Raw genomic sequence first — 14,468 nt, 5'->3', positions numbered from 1 at the left:
GCGCAGCAGAACGAGGTGAAGTACCCATGACCGAAGTGCGATGCGAACGATGCGCGAGAACCGTCAGGGCATCCAGTGGGCCACCACCGGAGTCGGCCCTGAAGTTTCTGGGGTGGACCGTCATCGACGGTGATCGGTATTACTGCCCCACGCACAGCGGAGAGCGCCACGCGGCCAGGGCTGGGTGAAGTCAGAAGCGGACGAGACTCTCGGTCGAGCGTCTGCGGGAGCGGAAGTGTCTGGTCTATGTGACCGGAGCCGCTGACCTGGCCGACATTCGGGCCCGGCCGGGTCAGCGGCTCCTCACGTATGTCGTGCCACCTAAGAGATACAAGACGGGGGACCCTCGTTGGGTTCACCATGGAACCATGACTACTTCGAATCCGACTGTCTGGTTGACGCTGCAAGCACATAACGCTGGCAAGCTCATCGACTACTACGTCGACACGTTCGGTTTCGTCGTCGCGGCCCGATACGGTGACGGCGACAGGGTCGATCACGCCCAACTGAATTGGCCGGAAGGCAGCGGCGGGATCATGCTGGGCAGCCACAAAGCCGGCGCGGACTGGTCGCGTGAACCGGGAACCGCCGGCGGCTACATCGTCACCGGCGATCCCGCTGCCCTCTACGAACGGGTGCTGTCACACGGGGCGGAAATCATTCGCCCACTCGCCAAAACCGATTACGGCGCAACCGAATTCGCCGTCCGCGATCCCGAAGGCAACTTGTGGTCCTTCGGCGACTACGTCGGCGAACCCATGCCGAGCTGATCACCGAAACCCCCTCGGCTGGCTACCATGACGGTAGAACGCGACGTCACGCCCGCCGGAGGAGTGCTCATCCGATGACAACAGCGCGCCTGCCTCAACTGCCACTCGACGAAGCCAAGGCCGCAGCCGACGAGGCGGCCGTCCCCAACTACATGGCCGAACTCAGTATTTTTCAGGTGCTGCTCAACCATCCGCCGCTGGCGCGCGGCATCAACGACTTGCTCGCCACCATGCTCTGGCACGGCGTCCTCGATTCGCGGTTGCGCGAGTTGGTGATCATGCGGATCGGCTGGCTCACCGGCTGCGATTACGAATGGACCCAGCACTGGCGCGTCGCTTCGCGGCTCGGCGTGCCGGCCGATGATCTGCTGGGCGTGCGGGATTGGCAGAATTACGCCGGGTTCGGGGTCGTCGAGCGGGCCGTGCTGGCGGCCACCGACGACGTGGTGCGCGACGGGGCGGTGAGCGCCGCGAACTGGGCGGCATGTGAACGCGAATTCGCCGGTGACACAACGGTTCTCGTTGAACTTGTGACGGTCATCGGCGCCTGGCGGATGGTCGCGTCAATTTTGCAGAGTCTGGAGGTGCCGCTGGAAGAGGGTGTGTCCAGCTGGCCGCCGGACGGCCGGTCGCCCCGGTCTTAGCGCCGGCGCGCCAGCCGAGTTGCCCACGCGCCGTGGTTGATTGACTTCGCAGTCGATAACTCTTAGCGTCGGGCAATGAGGACCAGGGTCGCCGAGATGCTCGGAGTCGAATTCCCGATCTGCGCGTTCAGCCACTGCCGCGACGTGGTGGCCGCGGTGACCAATGCGGGGGGCTTCGGGATTCTGGGCGCCACGGCGCACAGCCCCCAGCGCCTGCAGAGCGAGCTGACCTGGATCGAGGAGCAGACGGGCGGCAAGCCCTACGGGGTCGACCTGCTGTTGCCGCCCAAATACGTCGGTGCCGAGCAGGGCGGCATCGACACCAGCCAGGCCCGCACCCTGCTGCCCGAGGAACACCGCGCCTTCGTCGACGACCTGCTGGCGCGCTACGGAGTCACCGCGGCCGCCGCGGAGCCGCGCGGCTCCCTGGGCGGCCTGAACATCTCGCCCAAGACCTACGAGCCGCTGCTCGACGTAGCCTTCTCCCACAACATCCGGCTGATCGCCAGCGCGCTCGGCCCACCCCCGGCGGACCTCGTCCAGCGCGCACACGACCGGGACGTGCTGGTGGCCGCGCTGGCCGGGACCACCCGGCACGCGCAACGGCACGCCGCCGCGGGCGTCGACCTGATCGTCGCGCAAGGCACCGAGGCCGGCGGTCACACCGGCGAGGTCGCGACCATGGTCCTGGTGCCCGAGGTCGTCGATGCCGTGGCGCCGGTGCCCGTCCTGGCCGCCGGCGGGATCGCCCGCGGTCGCCAGATCGCGGCGGCGCTGGCCCTGGGCGCCGAGGGCGTGTGGTGCGGCTCGGTGTGGCTGACCACCGAAGAGGCCGAGACCGTGCCGGTGGTCAAGGAGAAATTCCTGGCCGCCAGCTCGTCGGACACCGTCCGGTCGCGCTCGATGACGGGTAAGCCGGCGCGGATGCTGCGCACCGCGTGGACCGACGAGTGGGAGCGGCCGGAAAACCCCGACCCGCTGGGCATGCCCCTGCAGACCGTGCTGATCACCGAGCCGCAGGTGCGCATCAACTCCGCCGCCGCCCACGAGGGCGCCAAGGCGCGCGAGCTGGCCACCTACTTCGTCGGGCAGGTGGTGGGATCGCTCGACCGGGTCCGCCCGACGCGCTCGGTGGTGCTCGACATGGTCGAGGAGTTCATCGACACGATCGGCCGGCTCGAGGGCCTGGTCGAGAACTGACCCGGCGCGTTGCTGCGAGCATTCGCGGCGGCGTAGGCCCAGCTCAACGCGGTGAACCTGACCGGATGCTGTGTGCCGGCCGCAGGAATCCGTACAGAACCTCGGACACGGCATCCAGGGATTTGACCGCGTCACACCCGTGGTGCATTATCGGTCGGGTATGCACCTCGTTAGGTGAGGCGTCTACACGAATACAGGCCACTGACCCCGAACGTCGAAAGACGCCCCGGGTCAGGACAGCTCCTCCCGGCTTAAGGGTTGAGCCCAGGTGGCTTCCGGCTCGGATTGTTTTCCCGGGCCAGGACACGTCGTGTGGTGCCGAAGCTCTGACGAGAGGGGTGCGGATCTCCGGCGGTCGTCGGGTTTCGTTCCTTTGCTGCGCATAGATTGCATGCCACCCGCGCATGCGTCGTGACCGCGAGGAGGTGAGGGACAACATGCGTTCCAGCGATAGTCCGGATCGAAGTCCGAACTGTGTTTCGTCCCGATCCGGTCTCCGGCGCGACCTTCTCGCCTGAGTCGTCGCAACGCTAAGTCGTTATCGGCCAAGCGTTCTCGAGATCGGAATCAACACGGGACGGGACACGTCAGTCCACCATCCCCGTTGGATCTCCCTCTAGGAGGCGATGATGACCGCAGCTTTCTACGACGAAGTGGTAACCGCAGCGCCCGCCCGCACGCTGAGGGTGGTGCGCGACACCGACACCATTGCGGCGCCCGCGCAGGCTCCGGTGGCCAAGGCCCGCGGCCGCGCCGACACCCCGCTGTTCGGCGCCGGTGGCGACCCGCTGGTGAACGGCGCCGCTCGCCTGCTGAGCGTGCCGCTGCGGCACGTGTACGCCGCGCTGTGGCGCATCGGCGTCCTGGAAGTCCGGGCCTGAAGCCGAACTTCGATGGACGTCGAAAAGCTTAGGCTCCAAGGGGTCACTCGGTCGCAGAGGTAGCTCTGCGACCCGGCGACCCCTTGGAGTGCACCCGCATTTGCGGGTCTTCGTAGAATCGTCTTACTGGCGTCGATCCGGCCATCACCGGGGAGCCTTCGGAAGAACAGCCACCGGCTCAGTAGAACCGAACGGGTAGGCCCGTCACAGCCGTCATCGAGTGGCCACGCGAAAGCGCGGCAAGCGGGGTGGTACCGCGGCGCTCGCGCAGCCAGCGCGTCGTCGTCCCCGGTTTGCACCGTGGCACAGGAGACAACGCGCATCGTGACCGACAACGCTGACCTCGGCGCTTCGCCGGTGGAGTCCGTCCAGGGCTACCCGAAGCCGAAAGCGCCCGACTTCCCGGCGCTCGAGCTCGAGGTGCTCGGCTACTGGGCCCGCGACGACACCTTCCGCGCCAGCATCGCCCGCCGCGACGGCGCCGAAGAATACGTGTTCTACGACGGCCCGCCGTTCGCCAACGGGCTGCCGCACTACGGTCACCTGCTCACCGGCTACGTCAAGGACATCGTCCCGCGGTACCGCACCATGCGCGGCTACAAGGTGGAGCGCCGCTTCGGCTGGGATACCCACGGGCTGCCGGCCGAGCTCGAAGTCGAACGCCAGCTGGGCATCACCGACAAATCGCAGATCGACGACATGGGCATCGCCGCGTTCAACGGCGCCTGCCGCGCCTCGGTGCTGCGCTACACCGACGAGTGGCAGGCCTACGTCACCCGTCAGGCGCGCTGGGTCGACTTCGACAACGACTACAAGACGCTGGATCTGCCCTACATGGAGTCGGTGATCTGGGCGTTCAGCCAACTCTGGGACAAGGGGCTGGCCTATGAGGGCTACCGGGTGTTGCCGTATTGCTGGCGTGACGAAACCCCGCTGTCCAACCACGAATTGCGGATGGACGACGACGTGTACCAGAGCCGTCAGGATCCCGCCCTGACGGTGGGGTTCAAGGTGGTCGGCGGTCCGCTGGACGGGGCCCGTCTGCTGGTGTGGACGACGACACCGTGGACCCTGCCGTCCAACCTCGCCGTCGCCGTGCACCCCGAGGTGACCTACGTCGAAGTCCGGTCGCAGGGCAGGCGTTTCGTGCTCGCGCAACCGCGGCTGGCCGCCTACGCCCGCGAGCTGGGGGATGAACCCGAGATCCTTTCCACCCATCGCGGCGCCGACCTGCTCGGCACCCGGTACCTGCCGCCGTTTCCGTATTTCATGGACACCGATAAGGCCTTTGCGGTGCTGCCCGGTGAGTTCGTCACCACCGAGGACGGCACCGGCATCGTGCACATGGCGCCGGCCTACGGCGAGGACGACATGGCCACCACCGACCAGGTCGGCATCGTCCCGGTCACGCCGGTCGATTCCAAGGGCCGCTTCGACGCCACGGTGCCGGATTACCAGGGGCAGCACGTCTTTGACGCCAACCCGCACATCATCCGCGACCTGAAGAGCGGCAGCGGACCGGCCGCGGCCAACGGGGCGGTGCTGCTGCGCCACGAAACCTACGAGCACCCTTACCCGCACTGCTGGCGATGCCGCAATCCGCTGATCTACCGGGCGGTGTCGTCGTGGTTCGTCGCGGTCACCGAATTCCGGGACCGCATGGTCGAACTCAACCAGCAGATCACCTGGTACCCCGAGCATGTCAAGGACGGCCAGTTCGGCAAATGGCTGCAGGGTGCGCGCGACTGGTCGATCTCGCGAAACCGGTACTGGGGCACCCCGATTCCGGTATGGAAGTCCGACGACCCCGCCTACCCGAGGATCGACGTCTACGGCAGCCTCGACGAACTCGAACGCGACTTCGGGGTGCGCCCCACGAACCTGCACCGGCCGTTCATCGACGAGCTGACCCGGCCCAACCCGGACGACCCGACCGGGGCCAGCACGATGCGTCGCATCCCCGACGTGCTCGACGTGTGGTTCGACTCGGGTTCGATGCCGTACGCACAGGTGCATTACCCGTTCGAGAATGCGGACTGGTTCGACAGCCACTATCCCGGCGACTTCATCGTCGAGTACATCGGGCAGACCCGCGGCTGGTTCTACACCCTGCACGTGCTGGCCACCGCGCTGTTCGACCGGCCCGCCTTCAAAACCTGTGTGGCACATGGCATCGTGCTGGGCTCCGACGGCCAGAAGATGAGCAAGTCGCTGCGCAACTATCCCGACGTGTCCGAGGTGTTCGACCGCGACGGCTCCGACGCCATGCGCTGGTTTCTGATGGCCTCGCCGATCCTGCGCGGCGGGAACCTCATCGTGACCGAGCAGGGCATCCGCGAAGGCGTGCGCCAGGTGCTGTTGCCGCTGTGGAACGCCTACAGCTTCCTGGCCCTCTACGCGCCCAAAGTCGGCACCTGGCGCACCGATTCGACGCAGGTGCTGGACCGCTACATCCTGGCCAAGCTCGCCGAGCTGCGCGACGGCCTGACCCACGAAATGGACACCTGCGACATCTCGCGGGCCTGCGAGCAGCTGCGGCAGTTCACCGAGGCGTTGACGAACTGGTATGTGCGGCGGTCACGTTCACGGTTCTGGGCAGAGGATGTCGACGCCATCGACACCCTGCACACCGTGCTAGAGGTGACCGCGCGGCTGGCCGCGCCGCTGCTTCCGTCGGTGACCGAGATCGTCTGGCGCGGCCTGACCGGGGGCCGGTCGGTGCACCTGACCGATTGGCCCGACGCCGATGCGCTGCCCGCCGACCCCGACCTGGTGGCCGCGATGGACCAGGTCCGTGACGTCTGCTCGGCCGCGTCCTCGCTGCGCAAGGCCAAGAAGCTGCGGGTGCGGTTGCCGCTGCCGAAACTAACGGTGGCCGTGGATGATCCGCGGCGACTGGAGCCGTTCGTCGACCTCATGGCCGACGAGCTCAACGTCAAGAGCGTCGAGCTGACCGACGCGATCGACACCTACGGCCGCTTCGAGCTCACCGTCAACGCCCGGGTGGCCGGGCCGCGGCTGGGCAAGGACGTGCAGGCCGCCATCAAGGCGGTCAAGGCGGGCGAGGGGGTCGTCAATCCCGACGGCACCCTGACCGCGGGTCCCGCGGTGCTGCAGCCCGAGGAATACAGTTCGCGATTGGTCGCCGCCGACCCGGAATTCACCGCGGCCCTGCCGAACGGCGCGGGCCTGGTGGTGTTGGACGGCACGGTGACCCCCGAACTCGAGGCCGAAGGCTGGGCCAAGGACCGGATCCGCGAACTGCAAGAGCTGCGCAAGTCGACGGGTTTGGATGTGTCCGACCGGATTTCGGTGGTGATGGCGGTTCCAGAGGAGCGGGCCGACTGGGCGCGCACCCATCGCGACCTCATCGCGGGGGAGATACTCGCCACCAGTTTCGAATTCGGCGATCCGGCAGGCGCCGTCGCCATCGGCGACGGCGTGCGGGTGAGCATCGCCAAGGCCTGATTCCGCGAAACTGTATTCCACGACGCATTTCCCGAGAAGCGCTGTCGGTAGTTGCAGTCTCGCGGGGGTGTCAGAGGGGCGTGCCACCCTGCTCTCGTGAGTACAGGACCCTTCGTCGGCACCGAAGCCGTCCGAGCGGGAGCGTGGACGGAACGCGAGCTTCGACGCTCCTGCACCCGGATCTATCGCAACGTCTACCAACGGCGCGGCAGCCAACTGACCGCCCGCGATCGCGCGATCGCCGCGTGGCTCTGGTCCGGGAAGGAAGCCGTGGTGGCAGGCAACTCCGCGGCGGCGCTTCTCGGGGACGGGTGGATCGATGCCAATGCGCCGGCCGAATTGGTGTGCAATCGCACGCGCCCGCCGTCGTTGATCGTCACCCGAAACGACGTGCTGCGGCCCGAGGATGTGACGACGGTCGACGGCGTGCCGGTCACGACACCCGCCCGCACCGCATTCGACGTCGGTCGTCGATCGGCGGGGTTGACGGGCGCGGTGATCCGGATCGACGCCTTGGCCCGAGCCACGGGCGTTGCGGCCAAAGACGTGTACCCCTTGCTGAAGGCCCACCGCGGTGCCCGCGGCATGAAGCAGCTGCGCCGAGCGCTGCCGCTCGTCGATGCGGGCGCCGAATCCCCCCAGGAGACCAGGACGAGGCTCGTGCTGGTTCGCGGCGGCTTGCCCAGGCCGCAAACCCAGATCATCGTGCGCAACGCCTGGGGTGCGGTGCTGGCCAGGATCGACATGGGCTGGGAAGAGTGGCTCGTTGGGGTGGAATACGACGGCCCGCAACACTGGACGGATCCGCGCATCCGCGCGAACGACATCGAGCGCACGGCCGAACTGGAGCGCTTGGGCTGGCGCCTGGTCCGGGTCGGCGCCGACCTGCTGCGTCACCGGCCCGACGTCGTTGTGGATCGGGCTCGAAGCGCCCTGCTGGCCAGGGGGTGCCCCGCCTGACCGCGAGACTGCAACTGTCGTCACGTTTCTCGACACCGCCGGTCGCTGGTTACAGTCTCGCGGTACTAGGTTCCGAGGTGTGGAGTCGCGGTGGGTGCTGCACCTGGACATGGATGCGTTCTTCGCCTCCGTCGAGCAACTCACCCGCCCGACGCTGCGCGGACGCCCGGTGCTGGTCGGGGGCGTGGGTGGGCGCGGCGTCGTGGCGGGGGCCAGCTACGAGGCGCGGGTGTTCGGGGCGCGGTCGGCCATGCCCATGCATCAGGCCCGCCGGCTGGTCGGCGTGAGCGCGGTGGTGCTCCCGCCGCGCGGCGTGGTGTACGGGCTGGCCAGCCGCCGCGTCTTCGACACCATCCGCGCCGTGGTGCCCGTCGTCGAGCAATTGTCCTTCGACGAGGGATTCGGCGAACCCGCCCAGCTCGCCGGGGCGTCCGCCGAGGACGTCGAGGCGTTCTGCGAGGACCTGCGCCGACGGGTCCGCGACCACACCGGGCTGATCGCCTCGGTGGGCGCCGGGTCGGGCAAGCAGATCGCGAAGATCGCCTCGGGATTGGCCAAGCCCGACGGGGTCCGGGTGGTGCGCCGCGCCGAGGAACGCCTGCTGCTGGGCGGGCTGCCGGTGCGCCGGCTGTGGGGGATCGGCCCGGTCGCCGAGGACAGGCTGCATCGCCTCGGCATCGAGACCATCGGCGAGCTGGCCGCGTTGACCGACGCCGAGGCCGCCAACATTCTGGGCGCCACCATCGGGCCGGCGCTGCACCGGCTGGCCCGCGGCATCGATGACCGGCCCGTCGCCGAGCGCGCCGAAGCCAAGCAGATCAGCTCCGAATCGACCTTCGCCGTCGACCTGACCAGCCTGGAGCAGTTGCGGGAGGCCATTGAGCCGATCGCCGAACACGCCCATCAGCGCCTGCTGCGCGACGGGCGTGGCGCACGCACCGTCACGGTCAAGCTGAAGAAATCCGACATGAGCACGCTGACGCGGTCGGCGACGCTGCCGTATGCCACCACCGAGGTAGCCGCGCTTCTCGGCCTGGCCCGGCGGCTGCTGCTGGATCCACGCGAGATCGGGCCCATTCGCCTGCTCGGCGTGGGCTTTTCGGGGTTGAGCGACGTGCGTCAGGAATCGCTGTTTCCGGACTTGGAAGTGCCTCCGCCGCAACAGGATTCAGCGTCGGTGGAAACCGCGTCCGAGGCGATGTACGGGCCCGGGGCCCAGGCGGCAGAGGCCGCCGGGTGGCGGGTCGGTGACGACGTGGCGCACCGCGACCTCGGGCACGGCTGGGTGCAGGGCGCGGGCCACGGCGTGGTCACCGCGCGGTTCGAAACCCGCAGCTCCGGGCCCGGCCCGGCCCGCACGTTTCCCGCCGACGCCGGGGAACTGGTGCGCGCGAACCCGGTCGATTCGCTGGATTGGCCCGATTACGTCGGGGGCCTGCAGGCCGACGCGGTGTCAGCCCCACCGGGCGATGACGTCGGCGGGGGGTAGCTTCGCGGCCAGCGCGGCCATCAGCAGCACCCGCGCCTGGGGCGGCCGCAGCCGTGGCACCAGCACCGCCCCGGCGGCCGCCATCTCATGCCCGGGGCCGTAACTGGCGCCGACCCGACCGCCGGGCACGCGGGTGGACACCGCGACCACCACCCCGTCGCGGCAGTGCCGGCGCACCGCGTCGACGACTGCCGGCCCGGCGTTGCCCGACCCCAACGCCTCGAGCACCACGGCCCGCGCCCCGGCGGCCACGCACGCATCGAGCGCCACCGCGTCGCTGCCCAGGTACGCGGCGACGATGTCGACGCGCGGCGCGGTGCCGGCCCGCACCTCGCCGACGTGCGGGCGGGTCTTGGGGCCGGCCAGCTTCACGCCACCGGCGACGGCGCCGAGCAGCTGTGCGGTGAAGCCGCTCAGGTCGTCGGTGGCCACCTTGGTCATGCCCAGCGGTTGCAGCACCCGCCCGGCGAAGCACACCAGCACGCCCAGGCCCCGCGCGGCCGGGGTGGCCGCCACGGTAAGGGCATCGCGCACGTTACCCGGGCCGTCCGCGTCCGGCGCGTCGGCGCTGCGCATGGCGCCGGTCAGCACCACCGGGGCCTGGCCCGCATAGGTGAGATCGAGCCACAGCGCGCTTTCCTCCATGGTGTCGGTGCCGTGCAGGACCACCACCCCGTCGGCGCCGCCGTCGACGGCGGCGGTCACCGCGTCACGGATCCGGTCCCAGTCGGCCAGCGTCAGCTCCGAGCTGTCGACCGCCAGCAGGTCAACCACGTCGACGTCGTGCCCCGCGGAGAAGGGCGCCGTCAGGTCCGCCCCGCTGTACGAGGGCCGATGCACCCCGTCCGCGCCGGTGCCGGTGGATATCGTGCCCCCGGTGGCGATCACGGTGAGGCGGGCCATGCTGGCATCATTGCGCATTGCCGACATGGCTCGCCTGCGTGGGGCGGTAGGGGATGATGGGGAAGTGCCTGAAGAACCAACAAACTCGACTGAGCCGGTGACCTCAGCCGAACAGGCCGGTGAAGCCGCCCCGGTCGAGCGGGACGCGGAGCCCGGCACCGTCGCGCCGCCCGAAACTGCGCCACGGCGGCTGCGGCTGCTGTTGTCGATCGCGGCCATCGTGCTGGCCCTCGACATCGTCACCAAGGTCCTCGCCGTCAAACTGCTCCCGCCCGGACAGCCGGTGCCGATCATCGGGGACACGGTCACCTGGACCCTGGTCCGCAATTCGGGGGCGGCGTTCTCGATGGCGACGGGCTACACCTGGGTGCTGACGCTGATCGCGACCGGGGTGGTGGTCGGCATCTTCTGGATGGGGCGGCGCCTGGTGTCACCCTGGTGGGCGGTGGGCCTGGGCATGATCCTCGGCGGCGCGATGGGCAACCTGGTCGATCGCTTCTTCCGCGCCCCGGGCCCGCTGCGCGGCCACGTCGTGGACTTCCTGTCGGTCGGCTGGTGGCCGGTGTTCAACGTCGCCGATCCCTCGGTGGTCGGCGGCGCCATCCTGCTGGTGGTGCTGTCGATCTTCGGGTTCGATTTCGACTCGGTCGGCCGGCGCAGCGCCGGCGACCGGCGCAAGGACGCAAACGACGCCGGAGACGGCGCGGGTGAGTGACCGCTCGATGCCCGTCCCGGAGGGACTGGCGGGCATGCGCGTCGACGCCGGACTGGCACGCCTGCTGGGGCTCTCGCGCAGCGCGGCGGCCGCGCTGGCCGAGAACGGCGGCGTCGAGCTCGACGGCGTGCAGGCCGGCAAGTCCGACCGGCTGACCGGCGGCGCCTGGCTGCAGGTGCGCCTACCCGAAGCGCCGGCGCCGCTGCAGAACACGCCGGTCGACATCGAGGGCATGACGATCCTGTACTCCGACGACGACATCGTCGCCGTCGACAAGCCGGCCGCGGTGGCCGCGCACGCGTCGGTCGGTTGGAGCGGCCCGACCGTGCTCGGTGGTTTGGCCGCCGCCGGTTACCGGATCACCACCTCGGGGGTGCCCGAGCGGCAGGGCATCGTGCACCGCCTGGACGTCGGCACCTCGGGGGTGATGGTGGTGGCGATCTCCGAGCGCGCCTACACGCTGCTCAAGCGGGCGTTCAGGCAGCGCACCGTCGACAAGCGCTATCACGCGCTGGTGCAAGGACATCCGGACCCGTCCAGCGGGACCATCGACGCGCCGATCGGCCGGCACCGCGGCGGTGAGTGGAAGTTCGCGGTCACCAAGGACGGCCGGCACAGCCTCACCCACTACGACACCGTGGAGGCCTTCGTCGCCGCCAGCCTGCTCGACGTGCACCTGGAAACCGGCCGCACGCACCAGATCCGGGTGCATTTCTCCGCCCTGCATCACCCCTGCTGCGGCGACCTCGTCTACAGCGCCGACCCCAAACTCGCGAAAAAGCTTGGGCTGGAACGGCAATGGCTGCACGCCCGCTCGCTGTCGTTCGCCCATCCGGCCGATGGCAGGCGGATGGAGATCGTCAGTCTCTACCCACCCGACCTGCAACACGCGCTGGACGTGCTGCGCGACGAGGGCTGACTCACGCCGGCTTGCGGGCCTCGACGAGCAGCCGCACGGAGTGGCCGACGAACGGCCCGTCGGATTCGATGCGGCAGTGCAGTTCGGCCAGCCGGTCGCGGTACCGCTGCACGCTGAAGTCGGGCACCGTCCAGATCACCTTGCGCAGGAAGTACACGACGGCACCGATGTCGAAGAACTCGGCGCGCATCCGCTCCATGCGGATGTCGACGATCTGCAGCCCGGCCGCCTCGGCCTGCGCGCGCACCGCGTCGGGGTGGAACTCGGCCCATTTCTCCGGCTGCGGCCCGATGAAGTACTCGACCAGCTCGCCCATGGTGGCCGGGCCGATGTGCTGCGCGAAGTAGGTGCCGCCCGGGCGCAGCACGCGCAGGATCTCCGACCACCAGACGGAGATCGGGTGGCGCGTGGTCACCAGGTCGAACGCCTCGTCGCCGAACGGCAGCGGCGGCTCGTCGCGGGTCGCGACCACCACCACGCCGAGCGGATGCAGCCGCCGGGTAGCCAGCGCCGCGTTCGGGGGCCACGTCTCGATGGCCGCCATGGTGGGCGGGAACGGTCCCGCGCCGGACAGCACCTCACCGCCGCCGGTGTGAATGTCCAACGCGGCCGACACCGTCGCCAACCGCTCCCGTAACAGCCGCTGGTAGCCCCACGACGGGCGCTCCTCGGTGGCCCGGCCGTCCAGCCACGAAAATTCCCAGCCCTCGACCGGGGCTGCGTTCGCCTCGGCGATCAGGTCGTCAAATGTGCGCCGCATGCCACGCATGCTAGGCGCAAACGGTCAGACGGTGACCTTGCCGGCGTCACCCGTGGCGATCTCGGGCGCCAGCGGTGCGATCGCGCCGAGTATCTCGGTCACCGTCTGCGACGGCACCCCCGCGGCGGCCAACGCGTCGGCCAAATGCCCGGCCACCAAACTGAAGTGGTGCATGGTGATCCCGCGGCCCTGGTGCACCTGCTTCATCGGCGCGCCGGTGTAGGGCTCCGGGCCGCCCAGGGCAGCGGCGAAGAACTCCACCTGTTTGCCCTTGAGGCGGTTCATGTTCGTGCCGGTGAAAAAGCCGGCCAGTTGATCGTCGGCAAGCACCCGGACGTAGAAGTCCTCGACCACGACTTCGATCGCCTCGTGCCCACCGATCCGGTCATAGATGGATGCGGGTGCGGACTTGCGGAAGCGCGCCAGAATTTTCATGACCACGATTGGAACATCTCGGCGTTGCCCGTCGGTTTATGCGCGATCACCCACCGATTACCTTGTGTAACAGCGGGATTGCCCACGGCTGACGATTCTTCTCGGCGGACCGTGAGGGTGACGTGGCCGCCATGACCGCAATCTGCGTCAAGGCGTGGCAATGATGTCCTAGGTTGGCTTAATGATGCACGTCACATCACTCGCGCAGCCCCGAAGGCGGTCGTGGCCATCGGGCAGGCCAGTTGCGGTCGGGGGGCTCACCTCATCAGGAGCGAATGCCGATGAACCTTGGTGACATAACGAACTTGGTGGAGAACTCGCTCGGGAATCTGGTGGAAAAGCCGCTCGCGGCGGTCTCTCACATCGTCAACACCCCGAATTCGGCCGGGCGGTACCGACCGTTCTATTGGAGGAACCTGCTCGACGCGGTCCAGGGGCGCACCCTCGAGGAGGCCGTCGCGGGCAAGACCGCGCTGATCACCGGCGGGTCCTCGGGCATCGGTGAGGCCGCGGCGAAGAAGATCGCGGAGGCCGGTGGCACGGTGGCGCTGGTGGCGCGCACCCGGGAGAACCTCGAGAAGGTCGCCGACGAGATCCGTGACAACGGCGGGACCCCCCACGTCTACCCGTGCGATCTGTCCGACATGGATGCCATCGCCGCCATGGCCGATCAGGTGCTCGAGGAACTGGGCGGCGTCGACATTCTGATCAACAACGCGGGCCGCTCGATCCGGCGCTCACTCGAACTGTCCTACGACCGGATCCACGACTATCAGCGGACCATGCAGCTGAACTACCTCGGCGCGGTCCAGCTGATCCTCAAGTTCGTCCCCGGCATGCGGGAACGTGGCTTCGGGCACATCGTCAACGTCTCCTCGGTCGGCGTGCAGACCCGCGCCCCGCGCTTCGGTGCCTACATCGCCAGCAAGGCCGCGCTGGACAGCCTGTGCGACTCGCTGCAGGCCGAAACCGTGAACGACGGCGTGCGGTTCACCACCGTGCACATGGCGCTGGTGCGCACGCCGATGATCAGCCCGACCACGCTCTACGACAAGTTTCCGGCGCTCACTCCCGAGCAGGCGGCCGGGGTGATCGCCGACGCGATCGTGCACCGGCCACGCCGGGCCAGCTCGCCGTTCGGGCAATTCGCCGCGGTAGCCGACGCGGTCAACCCGGCGGTCATGGACCGGGTGCGCAACCGAGCGTTCGAAATGTTTGGCGACTCCAATGCCGCCAAGGGCGATGAATCATCAACCGAGGCAACGAAATTCGACAAGAGAAGCGAGACGTTTGTGCGGGCGACCCGCGGGATACATTGGTGAGA

General features: G+C 68.8%; 13 protein-coding genes and 1 riboswitch. Of the genes, 10 read left to right on the top strand and 3 right to left on the bottom strand.

Translation table 11 applies throughout. The features are described 5' to 3' along the window. Positions 1-368 precede the first annotated feature (368 nt). The 7 genes from BST14_RS01770 to BST14_RS01740 all read left to right on the top strand — a co-directional run bounded on the left by BST14_RS01770 (position 369) and on the right by BST14_RS01740 (position 9,412). The gene (locus BST14_RS01770) at positions 369-770 is read left to right on the top strand and encodes a VOC family protein (RefSeq protein ID WP_083062871.1); all 402 of its coding nucleotides are present in this window, start codon (positions 369-371) and stop codon (positions 768-770) included. A gap of 74 nt (positions 771-844) precedes the next feature. Next, complete coding sequence (locus BST14_RS01765; RefSeq protein WP_083062870.1) at positions 845-1,414, top strand: carboxymuconolactone decarboxylase family protein; 570 nt, start codon at positions 845-847, stop codon at positions 1,412-1,414. Between the two features lie 75 nt (positions 1,415-1,489). Beyond that, positions 1,490-2,614 carry an NAD(P)H-dependent flavin oxidoreductase gene (locus BST14_RS01760; RefSeq protein WP_083062869.1) on the top strand — a complete coding sequence of 375 codons (1,125 nt, stop codon included), beginning with the start codon at positions 1,490-1,492 and terminating at the stop codon, positions 2,612-2,614. A 159-nt stretch (positions 2,615-2,773) separates the two neighbouring features. Then, positions 2,774-2,959, top strand: a riboswitch (M-box (ykoK) riboswitch). A gap of 284 nt (positions 2,960-3,243) precedes the next feature. Next, a complete protein-coding gene (locus BST14_RS01755) occupies positions 3,244-3,495 on the top strand; it encodes an Rv1535 family protein (protein WP_083062896.1) in 252 nt (83 codons plus the stop codon). Positions 3,496-3,852: 357 nt separating this feature from the next. Further along, positions 3,853-6,963 (top strand): isoleucine--tRNA ligase, encoded by a 3,111-nt coding sequence (ileS, locus tag BST14_RS01750; protein ID WP_083062895.1) that lies wholly within the window; start codon positions 3,853-3,855, stop codon positions 6,961-6,963. A gap of 96 nt (positions 6,964-7,059) precedes the next feature. Then, positions 7,060-7,923, top strand: a complete 864-nt coding sequence (locus tag BST14_RS01745) for a PDDEXK-like endonuclease domain-containing protein (protein ID WP_083062868.1) — start codon at positions 7,060-7,062, stop codon at positions 7,921-7,923. Positions 7,924-8,002: 79 nt separating this feature from the next. Beyond that, positions 8,003-9,412 (top strand): DNA polymerase IV, encoded by a 1,410-nt coding sequence (locus BST14_RS01740; protein ID WP_083062867.1) that lies wholly within the window; start codon positions 8,003-8,005, stop codon positions 9,410-9,412. Here the strand turns inward: BST14_RS01740 and BST14_RS01735 are convergent. Then, entirely contained in the window at positions 9,377-10,333 is a 957-nt protein-coding gene (locus tag BST14_RS01735) for an asparaginase (RefSeq protein WP_083062866.1), read from the bottom strand. The two genes, BST14_RS01740 and BST14_RS01735, sit on opposite strands and share 36 nt — an antisense overlap. A gap of 46 nt (positions 10,334-10,379) precedes the next feature. On the opposite strand from BST14_RS01735, the gene lspA reads away from it, so the two are divergent. Continuing rightward, on the top strand, positions 10,380-11,030 hold the full coding sequence (lspA, locus tag BST14_RS01730) for a signal peptidase II (RefSeq protein WP_083062865.1): 651 nt from the start codon (positions 10,380-10,382) through the stop codon (positions 11,028-11,030). Beyond that, positions 11,023-11,949 (top strand): RluA family pseudouridine synthase, encoded by a 927-nt coding sequence (locus BST14_RS01725; RefSeq protein WP_083062864.1) that lies wholly within the window; start codon positions 11,023-11,025, stop codon positions 11,947-11,949. Before lspA ends, BST14_RS01725 begins: the two co-directional genes overlap by 8 nt. Before the next feature lies 1 nt (position 11,950). Here BST14_RS01725 and BST14_RS01720 read toward each other — a convergent pair whose 3' ends face one another. Next, entirely contained in the window at positions 11,951-12,709 is a 759-nt protein-coding gene (locus BST14_RS01720) for a methyltransferase domain-containing protein (RefSeq protein WP_083062863.1), read from the bottom strand. 24 nt (positions 12,710-12,733) lie between these two features. Beyond that, on the bottom strand, positions 12,734-13,144 hold the full coding sequence (locus BST14_RS01715) for a group I truncated hemoglobin (RefSeq protein WP_083062862.1): 411 nt from the start codon (positions 13,142-13,144) through the stop codon (positions 12,734-12,736). A gap of 281 nt (positions 13,145-13,425) precedes the next feature. Between BST14_RS01715 and BST14_RS01710 the strand changes: the two genes are divergently transcribed. Further along, positions 13,426-14,466: an SDR family NAD(P)-dependent oxidoreductase gene (locus tag BST14_RS01710; protein WP_083062894.1), complete on the top strand. Its 1,041-nt coding sequence runs from the start codon at positions 13,426-13,428 to the stop codon at positions 14,464-14,466. Positions 14,467-14,468 lie beyond the last annotated feature (2 nt).

Origin of the sequence: Mycobacterium arosiense ATCC BAA-1401 = DSM 45069, from assembly GCF_002086125.1 — a bacterium.
GTDB lineage: Bacteria > Actinomycetota > Actinomycetes > Mycobacteriales > Mycobacteriaceae > Mycobacterium > Mycobacterium arosiense.
The sequence above is the reverse complement of the archived record's forward strand: the minus strand, read 5'-3'. Positions and strand labels throughout refer to the sequence as shown.